The following is a 25,044-nucleotide window of genomic DNA, read 5'->3' as shown; positions in this document are numbered from 1 at the left end:
CTTCATCCACCTTTCTCCGGAGGGGGGGTACCGGCGATGAGCTCCTGCATTTCCTGACGTAATGTATCGGGGTCGCCCAGCTGTTCGAGCGCCTCTTCAACGGTTGTCAGAACCTTTGCCGGAACGCCTGCCACAATCACCCCCGGCGCAACATCCTTCGTGACAACGGCTCCTGCCGCGACAATTGCACCTTCGCCAATGGTGACACCGGGAAGGATGATGGCTTTCGCCCCGATATATCCGTTCTTCCTGATTTGCACCCGGCCAAAGAGTATCGGAATGTCAGGATTGATGCAGTGATAACTCGAATCATGTGCCACAATCACTGCCCGCGGACCGATATTCACTCCATCCCCGATCTCTATCAGGTTGGGGCGTGATTCCTCAATGAAGACCCCATGTCCGATCCCCACGTTGGTGCCGATTTTTGTCCCGCGCCATCGGTAGAGGGTATTGCGTATCCGGTCATTCGGGATATTCATGGCAAGGACATGAAGAAATCCTTTCACAAGAAGACTGTACCGAATCCGTTTGTATACGTTGGATATTGTTCTCAATACGTTCCCTCCCTTTTCGTGTGGCTTGTCTGCCTGACCCGGCATCATAGCCGTCAATGCTGGATCAAATCTTTACATGATATCCTGTCTTTCGGGAGAGTGTTCTTGCCATCCTGTACAGCGGATGGGAATACTTCTCTGCGGAATACCAGATCGACAGTTCGGGATTGAATTTCGATTTGAATTGCCGTAATCTCGGGTTGTCGCCTCCGTCCATAATCTCGTACCATCTCATCCCCCTTTCCTTCGCAATTTTTATACTTTCCCAACCGAGCAAATCGTTTGGCGAGATTCCTTTCACTTCCGTTTTGGCAAGTCCAATCCATTGGCATGTGACACCATTATAGTTCAGCCGAATGACGCCACTCACAGTTTCTCCTTGGTACTTCGCGACCAAAATATCCAGAAATTGATCATGATATGTCTGATAGATTTCATCCAAATATGCAGAGATATCCTCTCGTATTTTCCCCTGTTCACTGAATCTTCTCCGGGTTTCTGAATGTATGAGCCAAAGGTCATCTTCATCTCCCTGTTCAATGACGATGCCATTTTTCCGTTCAGATTTTATTTTTTTTCGCAATGTCTTATGCATCCCATACCATATCTTTTCAATATCTTCACTCAGGTCAATACGGTAGGTGTAATAAGGTTCAATATCATACCCTGCCCAGCGGAAAGGCCGCGAATCAATCAGACCCGGTGCCGTACGCAAATTAACAAAATTGCACCTGAGGTCGGAAAAGAGGAACTTGTCTATAGCGGACTGAATCCCTATGAGATTTTCTTCAATTTTTGATAGCTTATATGATTCGTATGCCGAAAGCACAGGGCCAAGATACAACACTTCAGTCGTATAAGGAGGTGAAAGTGCAACCTTCAAACAACCTTTCTTTTTAAAAAAAATCGGATAATTGGCGATATGTGTCGAACCCTTAAAAATCTGGAGGGGGTAGAGCGTACTATTGGTATGCTTTTCCATGATCTTCAACCAGTTCCAGGTATGGAAAATGGTACCCTGAGGGGACGACTCAATATAATCGTCCCACTCTTTTTGGGCATGACTATCCGCAATGCGTATGGAAAACCCCATCTTTTCAACCACCAGTAAGTCCAACTACTATATACCTATTTCTCTGAAACGTTCAGGCGGGCCCGATCTGCCATTTTTAAGAGGTAATATTCGAATATTGAGAGAAACGGGACAGGATCGTCCAGTGAAAAGATAAAATAGGCATCATCACGATGAAATTTGACAAATTCACTCATTGTTTTCATTTTGTACGCTACCGGAAACCTGCTTCTGAGGACCATCAGCAGATGACGGAGATCATTGCAGACTACATTTCTCCCGGTGATTCCTGTCTGATACTCAAATGAAGGCGACACTTCGTTGTCAGTGGCAATTTCATATAGTAAAAAGGGAAAATCAACTCCTGCGGAGACGGCACATTGAAGAGAACCCCAGAATCGCGGATTTATCTCCAGCAACTTCGGTCTCCCATCACGTTCGTCGATGATAAAATCGAGTTCGGTGACCCCCCAGATCTTCAGGGCCTTCATGATCTCAATGGTCAGTTCCCTGATTTCATCGTTCGTGACCGTTCTTACATAACATCCCGGCCCGCTCCTGAGCGGATAGGTCCGAATCTCCTGTATAATGCAGATTCTCTGGATCCTGAAATTTTTATCGGTCAAAACCGCAGCAGAATACCGCTCGGTAAACGGGATACATTCCTGCAGAATGGCCGGGCCATACTGACGCAGGATGGATGCATAGCTCTCTTCAATCATATCGGGATGGTCTACCCGTAGGACTCCCCGTCCGCCTCTCCCCCGGTTTGGCTTTACCACCAGAGGATAGGGAAGACTCCCTGAAATTTCCATGAGATGATCGGGTCCGTCGACAAAAAAAGTCTCTGGAACCGGAATGTGATGGTTCATGGCCCTTCGCATAAGGGATGATTTATCATAGAGTCCCACGAGTGTTGCATAGTCCGGAAATGCCGGTGTATAGTCATACAAGGGGGCATGCTTTGCAAAAAGAAGCATTTCATCCTCCCCATTCGGCATAATGACGTCTTCTTCTGTCAGCTCAGAGAAAAATTCGTCGTCATATTCGCAAATCCGCTTCTTCGTGCAGTATCTCGAATAACACGGCATCGATCTCTTTTCTCTGGAGACTATGGTTGTGGGTATGCTGCGTCTTCCGAGGGAGCGCACAACTGCAAGACCGACATGGTCCCCAGTACCCGAAGGTATAATGGCATTCATCATTCGACACCGGCTGTATGAATCGAAAGAGCAAATGATGCATGGCAGGAGGCAGTATAAATAGATTCCCGGGACCTCAGGACTTGTTCAGAAATGATCGTGCCGGTTTGCAGGCATGGACATATGCGTATTCAAGACCTTTAATAAATCGGGAGCATTTTTTTGCGGAAAACCGTACGTCCAGATGCGGATTGAACTTCGAGGAATAGTAGGTATGGAGCCGCTCATTGCCGGCCGCACCCATCGTAACATAGGAGGTGATTCCCTCTGCACAGCAATACTGGATCTCCTCCCACTGGAGAAGATCATTGGGAGAGGGAGAGATGGAGATCATGGGTTTGGGATTGCCTATCCAGCTCAACAGGGAATTTCTGTCATGGATGTCGATGAGACCGGTGACAATATCCCCTTCGAAATACGTGACGAATATCTTAAGGTTTTCAGGAAACGTCTGAAATATTTCGAATAAATACTCCCTCGGAACATGTACCAAACGGCCCTGTTCCCGGTATCGTTCGACCATCAGGTCATATATTGCATTCAGTTCTGCCTTCCCTCCCATTTCAACCGTGATTCCCCGCTTCCGGGCCCGCTGGATATCCTGCTTCTTCTTTTTCGGAAGGCTTTCGTAGAGCGATTCCGCACCGGGGCTCAAATCACTCACGTAATTATATTCAGGCCTCACCGTGTAGCCGGACCAGGTGAAGGGGCGGGGATCCGAAAATTTTGGCGGGAGAAACAACTGGGTGTACTGTGCTTTCAGTTCCATGCTGATATACCCGTTCACTTCGTCCAGAAACGAAGAATTTACCTTCTCTCTCCTGCTCTGGAGTGGTAATGCATCGGAGAGAAGAGTGGGTCCCAGGTACAGGAGGGCGGTGTGGGGTGGAGGAGAAAAGACGAAGTTCACGCCGAACTGTTTCCGTGCAAAAAGAGGGAACAGTCCCACCGGGTCATTCTTCACATAGCCGATGAGAGGGTGCAGGGCACATCCACTGTAGCTGGCTGCAATATTCAGCCAATGCCACGAATGAAAAATTGTTCCCTGAGGAGATTCATCGGCAATCCTGTTCCATTCGGCGGCATCACCGGCATCCGCCCTGTACAATTGAACCTTCATACCAGTTGCACCACCATGGTGTCCGGCAGATTCCTGCAGGCGAGAATATAATGCCCCTCCCCCGTTTTCGACAGCGTCCCATTGTGCGATACCAGTTCTGCAGACCGATTATCCGGCAGGTATATGTCGAAGGGAGGTGCTGCGCTGCCGCTGCAGGAGATCGAAACCTCATCATCCGCATACCGGCATTTGACGGCTGTCTCCTCTCGAGCCTTCCACCAGGATGCAATGTCGCGCCCGGTTGCCACCCATGCACCCTCCTCCATGCATGTTTCAATAATCTTCCAGTACAATTCTGCGGTTCCCGGGTATTCCAGGCTGTTAAACACCGCCGGGTGCCATAGTACGGTCAGGACACCGCCCACCGTCCTGACATGGTCTATCATCGTTTTGCAGATATCCCATCCCTCTTTTCCGTCAGGGAGGGTGATATCCATGAGTGAAAGTGGGATCTCCAGAATCGGAAGACACCCCCCGGGCCCTTGGGGATGGAAGGGAAAACAGGTCCCCCCCCGAAATCCCGTACCCTTCGCTGCCGTGAAGCCCAGCGAAGTGTCATAGGAAAAACCGGCTCCTGACTGGGAGACCCATGTGTCCGGTATTGTCAGGTTCAGGCGATGCTGGCGTATTCCCGCCACCGGTGCGCCGAGAAGTTCTTCCAATTCCGCCTTTTCGCTTTCGAGAAGTGACGGGTTGGTAGAGGAATATGTAGAACCATGCACCCCGACTTCATGGCCCCCTTCGGAGAGCGTTTGCATAAGTCCGATGATCGCCGGTGTGCGCAGGGAGTGGCACCGCCCGTATAAATGCCAGGTATGCGGTCGAAGCAGGCTCTTTTCACCGGATTCCTTCAGAAAAAAGTATGTCGAGCACACACCGAGGTCTTTCTCCTTTCGCATGATGGCCTCAAATGTCCAATAGGGTTCATCTCCGTCGATCTTGCGGGAAAGGGACTTCATCTGGTTGACTACCCCATGAATGTTCCCCCTTCTCATACATCTGAGGGGGCGGGTTATCCACTGGTAGGTCTTGGCGAGTTCATCGACATCATGCGTTAGGCAGACGGCGAACCTCTTCCCTGCAGGCCAGCAGGATTTCCGAACGAGGGGCTGGCTGATTTCGCCGCACCCCATCAGGATTGTCCTGAAGAGAATATCTTCATAGAGATCAGCGAGGGGCGGCAATACGAAGGGAGATGATCTGTCTTCGGACCCTGAAACCCCATACTCCGGTGTCTCCAGTGAACCCGTCAGGAGAGACCCGGTCAGCCGGAAAATATCAAATCCGATGAATATGCCCGATGGTGAACCGGAAATGCAGGGATAGGTCCGTTCCTGCGACCTGAAGACTGCCATACACCGGCTCCCGGCGTCATGGGTATCCGCCGGTGTCTGGAAGAGAGGCCATTCCCGTTCGTCCATGGTTATCATTCCGGCGTCCGGTTCAAAGGCTGCATTCCGGGCAATACGGATGGAGAACCGGCCCTTGCCTTCGGCCTGATAGCCGATGCAGACACCTTCGTCCGGTTCACCGGCCGGGAGGACCGGAATCCCGCTGGTACGAATGAAGTGATCAATGCCATAACGGGAGACGGGATCGTCGGTATCACAGGCGAGAGCGATCATTTTCGGACATCCCTCCATCTCAGGTACTCACGGTAACTTTCAGGATAATTTTCGATGAACCTCGTCATCCATGCCGACACATTGATTTTGTCGGCAAGAAGGCGTTCTCGTTTATCCCGCCATGTATTTTTGGAATCGTGATTATCAAGAATCCTGACTGCTTCTTCGAGGGCCGCATCCTGATCGGGGAAGAAGTACATGAGCCCGTACCTGTCCCGTATTTCCCGGAAGTTCCCGCTGGAGTTCCCCGTGGCCTCACCTCTGGCATTTGCCTCGATATGAATCGCCGGCGTCCCCAAAAGTGCGGCTTCGGTCGTTATCGTCCCCCCCTCCCCGATGTAGAGCGATGCATAGGCGAGGAGGGAATGGAATTTTTCTGGTGGAATATGAAGAATATACTTCTCGAATTCGGGTTTAAGGGGACGTTCCGAACTGATGAAGACCGTCCCGTATTTTTGGAGGGTGGTGATGACTTCCGCAGGGTTTTTCATCCCTTTCAGTCCGACATCGTGGGATGCCCCCCACGAGATGAACCGGACGATACTGAACCGGTCCTCCTCCGTCATCCCCAGTTCTTCCAGCACGGAAGGGTCCGGCGAAAACACGTCCGGATGGAGGTATGCGAGTTCCTTGTACCCGTCAAAGCGCACCTGCCGGTCCCCGAAATCCCTGAGGAAGCAGGACGGGGTGCAGATGGTGTCCGTGAACGGTGATGTGAGCCGGATAATCAGGTTTGCATCCTCGGTATCCCAGAAGGAGATATATGGCCGGCGTATCACCTTCGATACGTGGGCGAGATAGGGGGATCCAAGGGCCACGAGGATATCCGGCCTGAACTGTCGTGCAATCCGGTATATCCTGTAGTCAAACCGCAGGAGGGCGAATGCCTTGCCGGCCAGGCCCGGTTTGTGGTTGCCAATGGAGATATAATCAAACCCGGATGCCTTCAGGAGATCGAGGGTCATTTCCTTGTTTCTGGTGACAATCAGAATGGTATGGCCCTTATCCGAGAGGTCACGGATCGTTCTCCTGAAGAAGTGAACATGTGCCGGGTGACCAATGTCGATCAAAATCCTCATGAATCTTCCCTCTCATTGCATACCCTGTTTCATACTCCTGCTAAGACATATGCCGGCGCCGTCGGGCACGCATCCGTACACCGTCCGCCCTCCGGAATGTCTGCCCCGTGCTTCCGCCCGGCCCGTATGAGAGCTATCTACCGCAATACCCATCGTATCACCTCGAAGGCCTCTGCGTACCGTTCCTCAACCTGTGTCCCCCTCGTGAGTGCAAGGCCGCGGATAAAGCCCGCATCGAAGTATGGCCTCCCTTTCTGCGTCTCATAGCACCGCAATGCATCAATTTTTATCCGGAGGCACTCCTCGCTGAACGCGACGAAGGCAAGGGTATTGAAGGTGATATTGTTCCACGGCTGCTCATAGCCGAGGATGGTGCACTGTTTGAAGGCACGCAGCGTCTCTTCGAAGGTCACCTTGTGATCCTGGTGGGTATCAAAAGAAGACGGAGTGAATACCGTGACGGGCTGTATTTCATTTCGTATCCGGATCAGTGCATCAAGGATCTGTTGGCGATACTGGGGAAATTTCCGGACCTCGAATTCAAGAAGGATGGGATCATCCATTCCGAGAATCTTTGTGGCCGCCTTCACCTCGGTACGGAGAATATCCTTCGGGTACTCCTCCGGGACGGATTCTTCACAACAGGAGAGCGCCACATACCGTACCTCGTATCCTTCACGAATGAACCGGGCGATGGTCCCCCCGCACCCGAGTTCTCCGTCATCCGTGTGCGGGCTGATGACAAGCATTCGTTTTGTCATGTGCCGATCCCTCCGATTGCCGTCAGATTGCGATAGAGAATGGGGATATCCTCGCGGGAAAACCCCGCCTCCTCCTCCCCGTCGAAGACCACATCTCCGTCGATGACACAGGACCGGCCAGTACTTCGTTCCGGAACAGAAACCTGGAGTTCTATACTCCATCTCTGTGCGATCTCGGTTCCCGAACGATTCATGAACAGGTCGAACATGGAAGGGACGGTGGCAAAGACGCCTGCGGCCATGTCGGCGGTGACGGCAGAACCGATGAGCCTTCCCCGGAGTAGCCGCAGGGTTGCCATATCGGCACCCGCGTCCTCCGTCTCTTTCAGCGCCCGTCGCCTCTCCTCCTGCACTGCATCGATCCGCTCCTTCAGGTGTGCGTCCAGAAGGTCGTTATTTGAGAGGGAAAACGCCTTTTGCAGCTCCCGGAGGGATTTCGTATGCACGCTTCCGAGGTAGTAATCCTTTGATGACCAGGAGCAGGTCGATGGCTGATGAAATCCCAACGCATGAGCAATCTCATCTGAAATTTTGCCGTATCTGACTCCGCCACCCCTGCCCGGAATGAAGATGTGGGTTCCGAACGCCTCGGGAAAGATCAGGTTTCGGCTCACGGCAGAGAGACTCATCCTGTAGGCATAGGACTCAAACCTGCTAAAATCGGGAGCGAAGTCCAGTTCAAATTCACGGGTGCATATGGGGCATATGCCCCGGCACATCCCGGGTGCGTTGGTCATGAGAGGGATGTTGCCGCCGCAGTCACAATGATACCAGAAGGGAACCTCGCCGGAAAGGACGGGGCGGGACGGGAGCCGCAACTTTTTGATTGCGGCGTTGTATACCTCCGTATATGTGTCGAGGTTCCGGAGAATGCGGGTGCATTCGTCTGAAAACAGTTGTGCCCGCGAGATTGCGGAGTACCGGAAAAAGATGACATCACATTCAAGAATGTCTTGGGAAATCCGTGAGAAGATGTAGGCATTCAGATCTGAAAAGGAATCAGCACGTTCGTAGCCGTCCCACATAATCTCCATGATCTCCGGGTGATTCGTTTTCATCCGGGGATACAGGTTTTCAAGCCTCCGCATTTCCTCTTCCCAGACCTCCAAAGGAGGTTTTGGAATGTTCTCAAAACGCCTCCATTTATCCGGGCCTTTCACTGAAAAACCGATTTTCTGGCGTCCGTATTTGTTCAGCGCCGGAACCTGGTTTTTATAGAGAAACGGGGCGGTCGTCGTGTTCTGGTCCGCAAATCCAAAATATGCGACGACGGACATACCATCCGCATCCAGCATTTCGCGAAATGTCTCCAGCAGGTACACTTTTTTCCAGACGCCGGTATATGGGAAATAATTCGGCTGATGACCTGACTCGAGGACGACGGTATCGTCCTGAACAGAATTCGTAGTGCTCTCCTTAAGTCCCGCACTTCGTGCAAATGATCGTGAGATATCCAGGAGGGCGGAGAGATTTCGCTGCTGGTGGTCACGCAGTGTGTGGTCCGCGGGGACCAGCGCTCTCAGATCAGATATCTTCATTTTTTTATTCCTTTCCAGATTCTGGTTTCCCAGTCTTCCCTGTCACCGGAATCAGACGGGGACCGGTGGCGGGAACGAACGAACCGGGAATCTCCGGGTCTGTCTCCGTCTCCCGTCGTATGTTTTGAGATCATCTTTTTCAGGATCAATTCTGCCCTCCAGACGACCGCGGCGAAGAGGGAGAAGATGAGGATTGCACCGGCAATGTTCAGGGGGGTTGTGTTGACGGCAAGGACTTCATCGATAAACAGAACGATCAGGATCACCGCCCCCATGCTGAAAACGACTGAAAAGGCCATCCTTCGAAAGGTTGGCAGCTCATCCGGCCCGGGATAGAGAACCAGTGTGATGGCATATCCCGGAATAAACAGGATGAGAAAAAATCCCAGAATCGCCTGAATTACGGCCAAAGGTATTGAAATAGGTTCAATAATTCAACCCACCCCACAGCATAACATGAGAGAGGCTTTTTTCATTTATATTTTTCCCCCCCTATCCGGGAATGAGAAATCCGATGATGCAGAATATCCCTGTCAGTCCGTACATCACCGTCACCGCATTGCGCTCTGTCATAGGGATATAGTACGGCAACACCCACTTCAGCGTCAGGGGATTCGGCACTTCAATCGTCCCGTCATCCCGTATTTTTCCGAATTTTGCGATAGGATAGCGCCGGGGGCGAAGGCGCCAGTATACGTACATCAGGAAGTTTGCCACGTGCGGAATGAGCATCACAAATCCGCTGAAGATGTACCCGTTAATCACCATCGTGGCACCAATGGCTGCACCAACGGATAATGCTCCGATATTCCCCCAGAAGATACGAGCGGGATATTTCTCAAAGAACCAGTAGGCTGCAAGAGATCCGGTGAGGCATACAATAAAGAGTATATTCCAGATTTCTCCATCCGTCACTGCCTTTGCAATCAATGTGATGAGCACAATCAGGGAGAGGCCGGGCGCCAGACCGTTCAGTCCGGAATGCATGTTCACGAGATTGGCGACGACCGGGACATAGAGGGGAAGAATGAGCTGGAGATAAATTATGCCCAGATCCATGGTTCCGATGAACGGAATATACACCAGTGTCACCGTTACATACGATATCAGGGAATATGAACAATAATACAGAAGAATGAGTTTCGCCGGCCGTCCGATGTCGATGATGTCATCGAGAATTCCAAAAAGGGCAAAGAGCGTCACCACCATTATGATCACATAATTGACCGGGAGAATGTAGGTGGAGTAAAAAAGGGAGATGATCGAGAGGGACAGGAGGGATGCCAGCAGGATTATGAGCCCTCCGTTTGTTGCAATTTCAGGATGATCGCCCTTGTACATATCCTTTGCAACGATGGAATGTTCCTTGAGCCTCCGGATTAGGCCGGGCATCACCAGCAACGTTGCAACGAACGGTACTGAAAACAGCACAAAAAGCATCAGGTTGAGGGGACTCGCCAGTTCCGGAATTGCCATTTTATGCCCCTCTTACCATACGAGATGAATATACTATCGGTCACCTGCGGCACCTGAAATCCCTGAAAAAATTGCTATCTCAAAGAATCCTAATTTCTTCCAAGATAGTATAGATTTCCCCGATTTTACCACGCATGCCATTTTGAAAAAAAAATCAGGTAGATATGGGGTGAAGTAAGTTGAAAAGAAAATTAGCCGACTCATGATAATCCGGGTTCCAAATTTTCCACATCCCGGGGAAAAATCTACATCACAGGAAAAAACTTCATATCTTCCGTAAATCAATGATAGCTCGTTCTGATGATACGATTTGATATATGCTATTGTCAATCACAAGTATAAAGATTTAAATACTCATTGGGGAGAATGAGAGCCTGACCACAGGGAGTGCCAGTGCCCCCGGTGGCAAATGAAGCAACACCTGCGGGAGATTTTCCGCCGTGTTACTGAAGGGGGGAACAGAGTGGACAGCAGTTCACTCGGGAACAACTCAATGTTACACCCGAATCGATTTATGACTTTTCAAATGAGGCAGGAAAATGAGTGCCCGACATATTAACCCACGATTGAACCTAAAAATTCCATCGCTCAGGGTAATTATTGGACTACTGATAATTTCCCTGGCAATACCGGCAATTGCGTCAGCAGCAGCACATCCGAACCTCCTGTTTAACGACATCAACGAGGTTCCCGGCTACCAGTACAGTTCATCTGCACCATGGAGCACCTGGAAGGCGGTTATCATCAACTCCGCCGATGCATCGCTCTCTCGCGATTTCTCCGATCCCAATTGGGCAACCTATAACCGGATATCCTACCGGAGTGGATTTGCAAGCGATCTAGGCCTTGCATACCAGATAACAAAGGACAACAAATACCTCGAAAAAGCCCGGCAGGCCCTTCTCAACCTCGATGTTGGGGACGTGCCATATGAGATGGACCGGGCCGTCGCCCTGCGGGGATACGCCCTCGCCTATGACTGGGTCCAGCCCGGCCTGTCGGCGGCAGACGACAACATCATACGCGACAAGCTTGCCGTCCTTGCGGACCGTACCTATCGCGACCTGAACGGCGACGGCGCAAAGACGACCTATGTCTCGTTTGCCGATTACCACGGACAGGCATACCCGAGCGTTGCGATTGCAGGACTTGCGCTCGAGGACTATACCAACCCGAACAACCTTGCGCTGAAATCCGGTCCCGATGACTGGACTCGTGCAGGAACCGATTATCTCTTTGAAAACGACGAACTGCATACATACAACCGGCCCCTCATCTCCTTCGGATTTGATGAGGCATCCGGCAAGCACCTGCTCGGTGCCTACAAGAACTACGTGATCGACGATCTCCTCTGGTGGTTCCAGGTCTACAGCAACCACTACGACAAAAACATCCTCGACGACTACCCCGTTGCAAAGAAGATCGTAACATCCGAACTCTGGGAGACGATGCCAAACGGCTACATGAACAACTATGTGACCGGCGGAAACACGCTGGAGACCTACCAGCGTGGCATCATGAGTCTCCTGGACACGGGCGAGAAGGCGGAGATGATCAGGTATCTCGACATGACGCAGGGCAGCACCCTCCTGCCGTACTCGCGGGAGAACGACCTCGCACCGACGAAGCTGCTCTTCTGTGTCTATGGCAACTACAACAGCGTCAGCCCGGACACCCCCGACTCGACGAGCCGTCTCGACGAGGACGCCATCTACCAGGTGTTCCGGGAAAACTGGGACGAGGATGCGGACTGGCTCTCGCTCGTCACCTTCGATGTGCAGACCAACAGCAACCGTGACAGCGCCCACCACGACCAGCTGAGTATCGAGTACTACGGCGATGGCGATCTCCTCCTCGCAGATGCCGGGGAGACGAAGCATGTCCTCGATAACTACTACGGACAGTACGAGGTCCACCACAACGGGATTGCAATCGAAGACCCGCAGACTCCGTTTGCCACTTCCTCCTGGGCAGACAGCCAGGCACGGGGTGTCTATAAGGGGTATGCAGCCGGCATCACCACTCCCACGACCGTGGAGACCGTGATCGAGAGCTCCTGGATGGAGGGCCTTGTCGCCTCGGAGACGATCACCAAGGTGATCGGCAGTACCTGGTCCGCCTCCGAAAGTCTCTCATCACCGATCGACTACAGCCGGACGATTCTGTATCCGGAGGATGACTATTTCATCGTCTTCGACCGGTTTGACGGAAGCGAGGAATGGACGTACCGCAATGTGCTGCGCCCGACCAGCCTGAGCATCACGCCGACCGGGTCTGCAATCGGACATGTGAATGGTGATCTCAAGATCGGCGGGACAACATACAACTGGTTGTCACCGGCCTACAAGGATGAGATCGACACCGGCATCACGACGAATTCCCTGACATGGTCCACAACGAATCCGTACGGGGACAAGGTCAGCATGAATATCTATTCCGCCCCGGCCTCGGACGTTCTCGTCACGAAACATGCGGGGAGAGTTGCGGGATATGACACTGCATCCGAAGTCTATACACCGGTTGTATATCTGAAGGACGGACCGGAAGAAGACCTGTACCGCATCACGGTTCTCACCTCGAACTACGCGGGCGAAGAACAGAAGAATACGCAGGAAATTCCGGTGAGCGGAAACGGGAATGCCATCCGGGTGAGCACCGCAGCCTATACCGACACCATCTACTCGGGAGCCGGCGCAAGCTCATTCGGCGATTACTCGACGAATGCCGAGTCGGGATTCATCAGGACCACGGGATCCTCACAGGACTACAGTTACACGCTCATCAAAGGGACCTACCTGAACAAGAACGGAGCACCCCTCATCACGAGCACCGGAACGGAGAGTGTGTCCATGAACAAGGACGGAAATGCCGTTGCCCTGATGGTTGACGCAGCTTCGTCGGGCCAGGTCTCCCTCTATCAGCTGGGCAGTGACGTAACCAAGGTGCTGAAGGACGGCGTGACCTATACCGGCTGGAAACTCTCCGCAGACAAGTCGGCAATCATCATCACGACAGCAGCCGGAAGCCACGAATACACCTTCCTCACATCCGGAGAAGTGGTGCCGGCACCAGTTGCTCCGGAAGCAGGATTCAGTGCAAGTCCGACAACCGGCGGCGCACCCCTGTCGGTTCAGTTCACCGACAGCAGTGTTGGTGCCGTCTCCTCGTCATGGAACTTTGGCGACGGAACACAATCCACCGCAACGAATCCGACCCACACCTACACGACGGCGGGAACCTATACCGTGACTCTTGCCGTAACCGGTGTGAGCGGGACGGACACCGAAACAAAAACCGGCTACATCACCGTGACCTCCGGGACAACCCCTGTGTCATCGGCACCGGTTGCAGCCTTCACGGCTGATGTCACCACCGGCACGGCACCCCTTGCCGTGCAGTTCACGGATGCCAGTACGAACAGTCCCACATCATGGGCATGGACCTTCGGTGACGGGGCATCGTCAACGGCACAAAACCCGAGCCACAGCTACACGGACCCCGGCACCTATACCGTGACCCTGAAGGCAACGAATGCCGCAGGAACGGATACGGAGACAAAGACGGGCTACATCACCGTGACCGGCACATCGGTGCCGTCCGAAACCACGGTTCCGGTCGCGGCCTTCACCGCCGACACTGTCCGTGGAGGGGCTCCGTTGGAGGTAACATTCTCCGATCAGAGCCTGGGCAACCCCGCGTCCTGGACCTGGTACTTCGGCGACGGGAAGACCTCCTATGACCGCAACCCGACCCATACCTACACCGGAACCGGCACCTACACCGTTACCCTGCGGGCGATAAATGCCCTGGGCGTTGACTTCGAACAGAAGGCAGGGTACATCACGGTGACGGACGAGGACGTCCCGGTCGTGGTCACGAATCCGCCGGTGGCAGCGTTCAGTGCGGATGTCGTATCCGGCACTGCGCCGCTGGAAGTATCGTTCACCGACAAGAGCACGAATTCCCCCGTTTCATGGGTCTGGACCTTCGGTGACGGGGCATCGTCAACGGCACAAAATCCGACTCACAGCTACATGGCCGCCGGCACCTACACCGTGAGCCTGAAGGTGACGAATGCCGATGGTACGGATACGGAGACAAAGAGTGGCTACATCACCGTCACGACCACTCCGGTGCCGACCGAACCCACCGTCCCGGTCCCCTCCGACCCCACGGTCCCTGTCGCAGCCTTCACCGCCGACACTGTCCGTGGAGGGGCTCCGATGGAGGTGACATTCACCGATGAAAGTCTGGGCAACCCCACGTCCTGGACCTGGTACTTCGGCGACGGGAAGACCTCCTATGACCGCAACCCGGCCCATACCTACACCGGAACCGGCACCTACACCGTTACCCTGCGGGTGATCAATGCCCTGGGCGTTGACTTCGAACAGAAGGCAGGGTACATCACGGTGACGGACGAGGACGTCCCGGTCGTGGTCACGAACCCGCCGGTGGCAGCGTTCAGTGCGGATGTCGTATCCGGCACTGCGCCGCTGGAAGTGTCGTTCACTGACAAGAGCACGAACTCGCCCGTTTCATGGGCTTGGACCTTCGGTGACGGGACAACCGCATCCGAAGAAAACCCCGTCCATGTCTACAGCAAGGCCGGCACCTACACCGTGAGCCTGAAAGTGACGAATGCCGATGGTACGGATACGGAGACAAAGAGTGGCTACATCACCGTCACGACCACACCGGTGCCCTCCGATCCCACCGTCCCTGTCGCAGCCTTCACCGCTGACATCGTCAGCGGGACTGCGCCGATGGAGGTCACATTCTCCGATGAAAGCCTTGGCAGTCCCACGTCCTGGACGTGGTACTTCGGCGACGGGAAGACTTCCTACGACCGCAACCCGACCCACACCTACACCCAGAAAGGGAAGTATACGGTAACCCTGAGGGTGATTAATGGGCAGGGCCTTGACTTTGAAACCAAAAAAGGATATATCAGTGTTTTATAGATTCCATATCCTCAAATTTCATTCTTTTTTTTGCAGAATCCGCCCCCATCTCTCCGGTGGATACCCATCGCCCGCCGTGAAGGCACTCTCTTCAGCACTCATTTGACGATGATTGCGATAGTCATGGTCCGGATGACATGACTGTTTGATCGGAAATTGACGCGGTATAACGGGAGCGACCCCCACTTATACCTGCACTGGGGATACCGATTTGTCAGGAGTGGTTCCATGCGGGATGCCTTCCCAAATCATTAAGGAATATTGTACCATCATATCTGAATGACATGGATGGGGGGCCCGAGAGTTCAGAGTTCAGTACAATGATTGCCTTTGCAGCAGCCATTGCCATAATCCTTGCACTGGTGGTCACCGGGTACATGGTGATCTTCACCGAGAAGGAGCATTCCTCCCTGTATGTCGTCCCCGAATCCTATCAGACCACACCCCTGAATGACAGGGTCTCCTTTACCTACGGGATTGTCTGTTCCGAAGAGAAAGTCACGGATTACGAGGTCCGGATTTACCTGTACGGCAATCTCGTGGCAACGGAATACGTTCGTCTGGACCACAATGAGCGCTACGAAAAGAATGAAGAGCTGCCGGTGACAGGGCCGGTGTCGGGTCCCGGGAAGGTAGAGGTGATTCTGACCAACCTGAACACGATGGAGACGGAACAGGTCCATATCTGGGTGGGAGGAGACTCCGAAACCTCTGCCGTGCAGGGCAGAATAGGATAACATCTATTTTCCGGCGTGATCCGGTTCCGGTGTATGGTGGAGGCTGCAGGAGCAGTGTTTCAGAATCTTTTCAGCTGCCGGCAGGCGCATTTCCTGCTGCGTCATCTCCATTAAAAAAGGAGGTAAGCATCTCTTCGAGGAATGATACGTAGCTGCTGACGGTAATCGTTTTTGTCTGTTTCAGGTACCCTGCTTTTTCCACCGTTATTTCATGCGTTCCACGCCTCAGGTCGACTGATACATTGCCATACTCATTCGTATTGTAGGGCAGGTCATCGATCGTGATAAGCGCTCTGTTGACGGGCTGCCCCTCCTCATCCCGGACGATGATGGTTATTGCTCCTTCTTTCGGGGATGCAGGAATATCCACCGAAAGATGCTTCTTTTCAAGGGAGGGGCGGACGTAGATCGTCTTTGACTCGTGCGGACCGAGATCGACGGAGATGGAGAGAACCTGATCGGTGACAACCCGGACCATTCTTCGTATTTCGCCGTTGTCAACAGCGTAGGCGTCCCCATCCAATACCGGCATCCGTACAACAAAGGTCACCCCCCGGACCGGGGAATCATTGTCATTCCTGACAACGATGACTGCCTCATCCATCTCAAAGGAGGAATTGTAGGAAATCTGCTGCAGGTTGGTGAAATGTTCGGCAATGTCGGCGGGCGTTGCGGGGGTCAGTCCGTAAGATTTTGCATAGTCAAGAACGTTCAGGAAGTCATTGGCATAGACCGGGTTTTCCACATCCGCGGAACGCATCATGAAGAGCGCCATGTCACCGGTTTCCGATACGGTCCTGATCACGTTTTTCCAGTCGGTAAAGAATTCCTCACGCGTCTTTCTGCTGCCCAGCATCTCCGTTCGCGGTTCGGATTCCGGCAGGATTACCGTGCCGGTCGGCTCTCCATTGTACAGGGCCATCTGGGGATGACGGAGTCCTTCACAAAACAGAATGTCATCGTAGGGAGGGGACACACCGATGGATATTACATAGGGGATACCCCTCTCCCCGTCCTTTATTACCTCACTTACGTTGTTTCTCAGCCGTACAACACCTGCTACGTCCGTATATTCGACGTTTGTCCCCCCAATGGAAAATGTGTCCGTCTTCCCGTATCCGAGGGTGTACCCCGCGTTGTCATACCCGCAGAGGACTATGGGAATGATGCCATTCGGATACGGGGAGAGTGAGATGCGGTTTGCATTCTGGATGTGCTGTTTAGCCAGATTCTCATTCCCGACGGAGATATACTGGGTAATGTGAAGCGATGCACCCGGCTGGACCGCTTCAAAGTTCCCGACACTGAAGGAACTGTAATCGTACGCCGTCGAACCCTTGTATGATATATACTGGGGATACGGGGCGGTGGTGCCGTATGTAATATAAATTCCTGAATCGCCGCTGGGGAAATAGAATTCTTCATAGACATCATTGATGTCTATCGGGTCATCCGAGGGGTATACGTCCTTCTCGATCCTCTGATAGGATCGCTTCAGAACGAGGGATGATGCAGGCATAAAGAGATTCGTGGAGAAATAGGCTCGCATGGTGGGTGTATCGGTGGACGCAAGCTGATCGTTTGAGATAGAGAATTCCCGTCTGATCAATTCCGGCAGGAAGGTGTATACCACGTTCACCGATGACCAGTTGTCCACGCCGCGGTCACCCTTCAGAACGGTTCGGTATATCAGCTGATTATCAATTATCTCACGGGTAAACTCCTCGTCGTAAAAGGTATATGCCCCCAGATCTTCGCTGTTTCCCAGCCAGCTAATTCTCGCCATGTCATACATCGCACCTTCCTCAAGGCAGTTCTGTGAAATTGTGCCAAAGTACCTGATAGTCGGTGTATCCTGGTCCATTACCACTTTGTAGGTCCGTGATATGATCTCGATATTGGACCCGACGTTTTCAATGGAAACCCGTTCGCTCATGGAATAATCGCCGGAAGAGCCGAGGGACGGATCCCGGACCGCGTATATCCCGAAATCCCTGCTGGAGAATATTTTGTCGAGGTCCTGCTGGGAATCGATGATTACCTCCTTCTCTTCCTCGTCGGTGTTGATGTTGTCGACAAGTTTGTCGGAAATCAGTACGTATCTGGCACCGAACAGGGAATAGAAATCCATGACCTGGTCCCCGGTCTTGCCGAAATAGATACTCTTCAAAAGGCCAAGGAACGTACGGGTCTGTGTACCGTACGCAAGGCCGTAGGAGGCATCCAGCTTTCCGGTGTAGACGGGAACCGTGCGGTACCCGTATCCGACGACTTTATCATTCGCGGTCCCGGTTTCCGAGAGCCAGTGCATTCCCTCAATGATGTAATCTTCACCCGAGATGGAGGGCAGATAATAGCCATTTCCTATTACCGGCGTGATGATGATCACGGAAAAGAGCACGATGTAGAGGAGGGGAATCACACCCCGGTGCCTTTTAATTCTCGCATGTATGGCAGGGATGATATACCAGAGGCCAAGAACCGCTGCAATGGGAATTATCAGGTAGAGATAGGAGATTTCCCTCAGCGCCCCGGTAGCCCCGATGAATCCTTCGGAAGCCTGCATCATTGCCGGTACGACCGTCGTCAGGATCACCGTGACCGCAAAACATTTCCCCTTTGTATCAAATCGGAAAAAGCCGATGATGCCCAGAATCGCATGAATCGGCCCGACCCAGAATGGGGTTGACAAAAAGGAATGGGACATGTCCGATACGGGAATGACGGCATATTTTCCCTTATCAACAAGATGGGAATACTGACGGAACAGACGGTCTCCTATGGAAACGAGCACACTTCCCACTGCAAAGACAAATGCCGACCAGATGATGACATAGACAAACTGGTGGTTAATGAAGAGGTTTTCATAGAGCACGACACTCAGATCATCGGCAAAGAAGATGTGGAACCTGCCTGCAAGGAAATTTCCCGGCGTCAGAAAGAGGGTGGCTTTTGTGGCATATTGCTGATAGAGATGTGGAAACAGTTTTACCGCAATCCAGAAGAACAGGAACGTGCACGACGCCAATATGTAGAGGGGGCGGGAGAATTTTCGTCCAAAGAAGCAGTACAGCCAGAAAAAACAGGTGGCAAATATCATGAGATATATGAGTGTTCCCGTGTGGGTGAGTGCTATTGCAAATACGGTGAGTGCGATGATGAACAGATTTTGTATCGTTATTTCTTCAGAATACGCAACATAGATTGCAAATAACAGGAACGGAAGGACGAATGTCGAGGGACGATAATTGTTCACTGTCAGCACCACGTTCGGCATGGAAAATAAAAACAGAAGGGCAAAGACCTTCTGGGATTTCGTTTCGAGAAAGAGCCCGGCATAGATGTAATAGGACAATGCGGAAATCACCAGGAACAGTGTACTGAACAGGTATGCCGTCGTATCCGGTGCAAGGCTGGTGACCTTTGCCAGAACGGCAATAAATAGCCATGACCCGAAGGGGTAGTTGAAGAGATTGTCGTCGAGGTCGGGATTAAGCACCTTTTTCCCCAGTTCATCATAAAAATCGAAGAGGGAATCCGTCCCGTACATCTCCTGTGCATGAAAGATATGGGTATAGGTATCCGTCCCGAAGGGACGGCCGAAATAGAGTGCAGGAATGAGATATCCGATTACAAGGACGGCAATGAGGAAAAACAGCAGGATATAAAACGATTTGTCCCTGTCATACGCTGCACGAATTCGCCCGACATTCAGCGCCCCCTTCATCGTATCTGAATCCTTCTGTTCCATAAGCCCCGTTCTACACCGGTACCCCGCATCTCATGGATGCAGCACCATCTCCATCTCTCACAACAGGTTCAACCGTCCCCTTCCTGCCCCCCGTCTCCCCCTTGTTGCGGTAGATACCCCATGTAGTATTGTACCATATTAATGTGATCCACGGATTGCAGCCGACCCGTATCATTTAATACCATACGCGTCAGGAATGGAGGACGAGGAACATGAAGACGATCCCCCCTGCACCGTCGGTTATCATAGCAAAAAAGAGGTTGTTCATTGGAATTCTCGTATCCATCGTCATATGTTGTTCATTATCATCCGCAGCCCCACACCCGAACCTCGTGTTCGACGACATCCGCGAGGTTCCCGGCTACCAGTACGGTTCATCTGCACCATGGAGCACCTGGAAGGCGGTCATCATCAAATCAGCCGATGCATCGCTCTCCCGTGATTTCTCCGATCCCAACTGGAAGACGTACAACCGAATATCCTACCGGGGCGGATTTACCGGAGATCTCGCCCTCGCCTACCAGATGACGGGGGACCGGAAGTACCTGACGAAGGCCCGGCAGGCCCTTCTCAACCTCGATGTCGGGGACGTGCCATATGAGATGGACCGGGCCGTCGCCCTGCGGGGGTACGCCCTCGCCTATGACTGGGTCCAGCCCGGCCTGTCGGCGGCAGACGACAACATCATACGCGACAAGCTTGCCGTCCTTGCGGACCGTACCTATCGCGACCTGAACGGCGACGGCGCAAAGACGACCTATGTCTCCTTTGCCGATTACCACGGACAGGCATACCCGAGCGTTGCGATCGCAGGACTCGCGCTCGAGGACTATACCAACCCGAACAACCTTGCGCTGAAATCCGGTCCCGATGACTGGACTCGTGCAGGAACCGATTATCTCTTTGAAAACGACGAACTGCATACGTATAACCGGCCCCTCATCTCCTTCGGATTCGATGAGGCATCCGGCAAGCACCTGCTCGGTGCCTACAAGAACTATGTGATCGACGATCTCCTCTGGTGGTTCCAGGTCTACAGCAATCACTACGACAAAAACATCCTCGACGACTACCCCGTTGCACAGAAGATCGTCACCTCCGAACTCTGGGAGACGATGCCCAACGGCTACATGAACAACTACGTGACCGGCGGAAACACGCTGGAGACCTACCAGCGTGGCATCATGAGTCTCCTGGACACGGGGGAGAAGGCGGAGATGATCAGGTATCTCGACCAGACCAAAGGAAACACCCTCCTGCCGTACTCGCGGGAGAACGACCTCGCACCGACGAAGCTGCTCTTCTGCGTCTATGGCAACTACAACAGCATCAGCCCGGACACCCCCGACTCGACGAGCCGTCTCGACGAGGACGCCATCTACCAGGTGTTCAGGGAGAACTGGGACGAGGATGCGGACTGGCTCTCGCTCGTCACCTTCGATGTGCAGACCAACAGCAACCGTGACAGCGCCCACCACGACCAGCTGAGTATCGAGTACTACGGCAACGGCGATCTCCTCCTCGCAGACGCCGGGGAGACGAAGCATGTCCTCGACACCTACTACGGACAGTACGAGGTCCACCACAACGGGATTGCAATCGAAGACCCGCAGACTCCGTTTGCCATCTCCTCTTGGGCGGACAGCCGGGCACGGGGTGCCTATAAGGGAAATGCCGGTGGCATGAGTACTCCGGCCGCGGTGGAGACGGTCATAGAGACCCCGTGGATGGAGGCCATCGTCGCCTCGGAGACGATCACCTCCGTCATCGATGATGACTGGTCGACATCCGTCGCCCTGTCATCGGAAGTGGAGCATACCCGGACCATCCTGTATCCGGAGAAGGATTACTTTGTGGTATTTGACACACTGGCGGGGGAAAAGGACTGGATATACCGCAACATCCTGCGGCCTTCCAGCCTTGGAATTATCCCGACGACGGATAAAAACGGGGACGCAAAGTACACGCAAACCGAGATCGGGCATGTGAAGGGAGATCTCGCAATCGACGGGACCGCCTACAACTGGTTGTCACTGCCCTACAAGGGTGAAACGGATACCGGCGTTATCACGAACTCGTTGAGTTGGAGAACAACGAATCCTTATGGCAGGCAGGTTCTCCTGAACATCTTCTCGGTCCCGTCGTCAGAGATACTCATCACGAAGCATGTCGGCCGCATTGGAGGATATGATGCCGCATCGGAGGTCTTTACCCCCGTCATCGCCCTGAGAACCCCCCCGAAGAACGAACTCTTCCGGATAACGGTTCTCCTCTCCGGATACGTGAATGAAGAGCAGGAGACATGCGAAGAGATCGCGGTTGCCGGAACCGGAACTGCAGTCCGGGTCAGGTCAGGGATGCATACGGACACCATCTATGCCGGGAGAGGGGACGCTGCTTTTGATGGATTTGAAACCGATGCCACGATGCTGTGGTACCGGCAGACCCGGAATTCTGCGGATTATTCCTGTCTGGTGGCAGGAGGGAGCTATCTCAGGATGGACGGCGAGGACCTGATTACGATTGCGGATACGGGGGCGGGCAGGGCGGCAACGGTCGCCGTCCCCGTGGATGCGGTCCTGCAGATAACTCGCGACGGGGCGCCGTACTCCGGGTATGGGGTATCAGAAGGCGGCAATGTAGTCCTGCCGACCCCTGAGGGCGACAGTTCGGCATATGAGATCCGTGCACAGGGACGGACTGCACGGATCATACTTCTGGACGAACAGCAACCCTCCGATTCACCGACGGCGGTTGCGACTGCCGGTAAAATCCCGGAGCAGGTGCCGGCCGGGCAGCAGACCGGATGGTACGGTCCCAGCCTTGTATCGGGGATTCTTGCCCTCGCCGTCCTCGCGTGGTGCGGCAGGGTGAGGTGAGGCGGTTTTCGTCATCCCGCCTCCTGCGGCGATTCCGGACAACCTTTTAATCATAGCACACCTACTCCATCTGACGTATGAACGGTCTGGAAGCCATCATTGCCGGGGCAATCCAGGGAACCATTGAATGGCTCCCGATCAGCAGTGAAGCACAGGCCATGCTCTATATGCTCAATTATCTCGATATGGACCCGCAGACGGCTCTCTCCTATGCATTTTATCTTCATTTCGGCACGATGATCGCGGTGATCATCCGGTTCCGTGAGGAGTTCATGGGGATCGCACAGAATCTTCGCCTCGATTATCCCCTGACCCGGATCCTCCTGATCGCCTCTCTGGCAACCGGGGCGACTGCCCTGCCCCTCTATGCACTGCTTAAATCGGTATCAACGGAACAGGATGCCACCATCTTTACGGTATTTATCGGAGCGATGCTGATTCTCACCGGTGTAATAATGAAGGTCACGGGGACGCCGGGGGAGAAGGGAATGGACCAGATGAGCGACAGGGAGATGGTACTGACCGGGCTCGCACAGGGCTGTGCTGTAATTCCGGGAATATCCAGGTCGGGAATAACGGTGGCTACGCTCCTTGCCCAGAAGATGAACCAGGAGACGGCCCTCGTCATCTCCTTTCTGATGAGCGTCCCTGCGGCGCTCGGCATCTTTCTCATCGATTTCGAGGCCATCCGGCTCATACCCCTTCAGACAGCGATCATATTAACGGCATCATCCCTCTTTTTTGGGTACATATCCATGAACGTCCTCCTAATGGTGGCAAAACGGACGCCATTCTGGATATTCTGTGTCATTCTCGGTGTGATAACCGTCTCATTCGTTTTGATTCTGTAGATATGCAGCCGGGGCGGCTTCTCTCCTGCAACTTGAAGGAATGCGGCAGCACACACCATGCCCCCTTGCCCTCCATCGAAATCCTCGTTGTACCTCCCGTTTCCGATTACTGGTGCAGGAGGGGCCGGATGGGGTCCCTGCATTATATGTGTGGAGAAATAAAATCAGATCTCGTAGGAATGTGCGAACAACCCGGTTTTTGCCGGGCATACCAATATATAGTGATTTTGAACATTCAGGGCGTGTGCGCAGCAGGGATATGATGGGCGCTACTCTCCGGCTGATCCGGGTATGTTCCCGTCAATTGCTCTCGGTCGCTGTGACCATCTCGTAAAAGCACGTTCAGGCGGGGGGATCACCCGGAGGGGGGCACCGGAGAAATACCGGAATACTGTCCGAATCCCGTCTGAGTATTTGCGGTGTGATGCAAATGGATGTTGGAGTCATTGGAACAGGAGTTATGGGGAAGAATCATGTCCGCGTGTATTCTGAACTAAAAAACGTCGGTGATGTGATTGTCTACGATATAAACACCGATGCGGCTGCAGAGGTTGCACAACATACGGGGGCGAACGTCGCCGGCTCTGTCGAGGAGCTGTTCAGGCAGGTGGACGCAGTCAGTATCTGCGTTCCGACGCAGTATCACTATGAAACAGCGTTAAAAGCGGCCCATGCCGGCGTTGATATGCTGATTGAAAAGCCTGTCTGCCTGCGTTCGGCGGAGGCAATCGCACTTTGCAGGAAGCTGCCTGAGGATCTTGTGGTCGGGGTCGGCCATATCGAACGGTTTAACCCGATAGTAAAGGAGATCCGCCGGATTGTCAAGGATCCGGTGTATGTAGAGATTAAACGCCACAATCCCGCGTCGATGCGGATCTCCGGCAGTTCGGTGGTCGAAGATCTGATGATTCATGATATTGATATCCTGTTCAACAACTGCTGCTTCAGGAAACCATACAGCCTCTCATGTTCCGGGAACGATGATATCTGCGGTGCGTTGTTTGATTTTGAAGATTTCCCCGTGTATCTTTCCGCAAGCAGAAAGGCTTCGAAGAAGATCCGGATGGTGTACATCGAAGAGAATGACTTCACCATCGAGGGGGATTTCATGACCCAGGAAGTCTATATCCACCGGAAACCGGAGCAATACAGCCAAGAGAGTGACCGGTATGTACAGGAGAATGTGGTGGAGAAGGTCATGGTGGGCAAGGTCGAACCCCTGAAGATGGAACTGTCCACATTTATCCGGTGTGCAAAAGAGGGCCGGGCATTCCCCATCACCCCGGTGCAGGCAATCCGTAATGTGCAGATTTGCGAGGAGATCAAACAAAAATGCCTGAAACGATCGGAAGTGCATCAGGATGAACGTCAGTGCATCCAGACGGAAGGGTCCCTGTAGACGAGGTTCATCCTTCATTTCCAGTTTTTGCCG

16 protein-coding genes are annotated in these 25,044 nt (G+C 53.1%); 5 read left to right on the top strand and 11 right to left on the bottom strand.

What is annotated here, in order from left to right; all coding sequences use genetic code 11:
• Positions 1-2: 2 nt before the first annotated feature.
• The 10 genes from AZH53_RS11430 to AZH53_RS04230 form a co-directional block, all read right to left on the bottom strand.
• Complete coding sequence (locus AZH53_RS11430; RefSeq protein ID WP_319642297.1) at positions 3-557, bottom strand: acyltransferase; 555 nt, start codon at positions 555-557, stop codon at positions 3-5.
• 64 nt (positions 558-621) lie between these two features.
• Positions 622-1,662, bottom strand: coding sequence for a lipid II:glycine glycyltransferase FemX (locus tag AZH53_RS04270; protein ID WP_319642296.1), 1,041 nt, complete (start codon positions 1,660-1,662; stop codon positions 622-624).
• 23 nt (positions 1,663-1,685) lie between these two features.
• Positions 1,686-2,609, bottom strand: a complete 924-nt coding sequence (locus AZH53_RS04265; protein ID WP_319642295.1) for an ATP-grasp domain-containing protein — start codon at positions 2,607-2,609, stop codon at positions 1,686-1,688.
• A 298-nt stretch (positions 2,610-2,907) separates the two neighbouring features.
• Positions 2,908-3,951 (bottom strand): GNAT family N-acetyltransferase, encoded by a 1,044-nt coding sequence (locus tag AZH53_RS04260; protein ID WP_319642294.1) that lies wholly within the window; start codon positions 3,949-3,951, stop codon positions 2,908-2,910.
• Positions 3,948-5,594: a polysaccharide deacetylase family protein gene (locus AZH53_RS04255; protein WP_319642293.1), complete on the bottom strand. Its 1,647-nt coding sequence runs from the start codon at positions 5,592-5,594 to the stop codon at positions 3,948-3,950. Before AZH53_RS04255 ends, AZH53_RS04260 begins: the two co-directional genes overlap by 4 nt.
• Positions 5,573-6,655 carry a DUF354 domain-containing protein gene (locus AZH53_RS04250; protein ID WP_319642292.1) on the bottom strand — a complete coding sequence of 361 codons (1,083 nt, stop codon included), beginning with the start codon at positions 6,653-6,655 and terminating at the stop codon, positions 5,573-5,575. The genes AZH53_RS04255 and AZH53_RS04250 overlap by 22 nt, the downstream gene beginning before the upstream one ends.
• Before the next feature lie 137 nt (positions 6,656-6,792).
• Positions 6,793-7,416 (bottom strand): PIG-L deacetylase family protein, encoded by a 624-nt coding sequence (locus AZH53_RS04245; RefSeq protein ID WP_319642291.1) that lies wholly within the window; start codon positions 7,414-7,416, stop codon positions 6,793-6,795.
• Positions 7,413-8,954 (bottom strand): hypothetical protein, encoded by a 1,542-nt coding sequence (locus AZH53_RS04240; protein WP_319642290.1) that lies wholly within the window; start codon positions 8,952-8,954, stop codon positions 7,413-7,415. Before AZH53_RS04240 ends, AZH53_RS04245 begins: the two co-directional genes overlap by 4 nt.
• The gene (locus AZH53_RS04235) at positions 8,951-9,364 is read right to left on the bottom strand and encodes a DUF1616 domain-containing protein (protein ID WP_319642289.1); all 414 of its coding nucleotides are present in this window, start codon (positions 9,362-9,364) and stop codon (positions 8,951-8,953) included. Before AZH53_RS04235 ends, AZH53_RS04240 begins: the two co-directional genes overlap by 4 nt.
• 82 nt (positions 9,365-9,446) lie before the next feature.
• Positions 9,447-10,430 (bottom strand): MraY family glycosyltransferase, encoded by a 984-nt coding sequence (locus AZH53_RS04230; RefSeq protein WP_319642288.1) that lies wholly within the window; start codon positions 10,428-10,430, stop codon positions 9,447-9,449.
• A 566-nt stretch (positions 10,431-10,996) separates the two neighbouring features.
• On the opposite strand from AZH53_RS04230, the gene AZH53_RS04225 reads away from it, so the two are divergent.
• The gene (locus AZH53_RS04225; protein WP_319642287.1) at positions 10,997-15,394 is read left to right on the top strand and encodes a PKD domain-containing protein; all 4,398 of its coding nucleotides are present in this window, start codon (positions 10,997-10,999) and stop codon (positions 15,392-15,394) included.
• Positions 15,395-15,678: 284 nt separating this feature from the next.
• The gene (locus AZH53_RS04220; protein ID WP_319642286.1) at positions 15,679-16,131 is read left to right on the top strand and encodes a hypothetical protein; all 453 of its coding nucleotides are present in this window, start codon (positions 15,679-15,681) and stop codon (positions 16,129-16,131) included.
• 70 nt (positions 16,132-16,201) lie between these two features.
• On the opposite strand, the gene AZH53_RS04215 is transcribed toward AZH53_RS04220, so the two are convergent.
• Complete coding sequence (locus tag AZH53_RS04215) at positions 16,202-19,882, bottom strand: hypothetical protein (RefSeq protein ID WP_319642285.1); 3,681 nt, start codon at positions 19,880-19,882, stop codon at positions 16,202-16,204.
• 212 nt (positions 19,883-20,094) lie between these two features.
• Here AZH53_RS04215 and AZH53_RS04210 point away from each other — a divergent pair, with 212 nt between their 5' ends.
• The 3 genes from AZH53_RS04210 (at position 20,095) to AZH53_RS04200 (ending at position 25,011) form a co-directional block, all read left to right on the top strand.
• Complete coding sequence (locus tag AZH53_RS04210) at positions 20,095-22,761, top strand: heparinase II/III family protein (protein WP_319642284.1); 2,667 nt, start codon at positions 20,095-20,097, stop codon at positions 22,759-22,761.
• 77 nt (positions 22,762-22,838) lie between these two features.
• The gene (locus AZH53_RS04205; RefSeq protein ID WP_319642283.1) at positions 22,839-23,612 is read left to right on the top strand and encodes an undecaprenyl-diphosphate phosphatase; all 774 of its coding nucleotides are present in this window, start codon (positions 22,839-22,841) and stop codon (positions 23,610-23,612) included.
• A gap of 406 nt (positions 23,613-24,018) precedes the next feature.
• Positions 24,019-25,011: a Gfo/Idh/MocA family oxidoreductase gene (locus tag AZH53_RS04200; protein ID WP_319643639.1), complete on the top strand. Its 993-nt coding sequence runs from the start codon at positions 24,019-24,021 to the stop codon at positions 25,009-25,011.
• Positions 25,012-25,044 lie beyond the last annotated feature (33 nt).

Origin of the sequence: Methanovulcanius yangii, assembly GCF_018687785.1 — an archaeon.
GTDB classification, from domain to species: Archaea; Halobacteriota; Methanomicrobia; order Methanomicrobiales; family Methanomicrobiaceae; genus Methanovulcanius; species Methanovulcanius yangii.
Note: the sequence above shows the minus strand (reverse complement) of the source record. Positions and strands in the feature narration are given on the sequence as shown.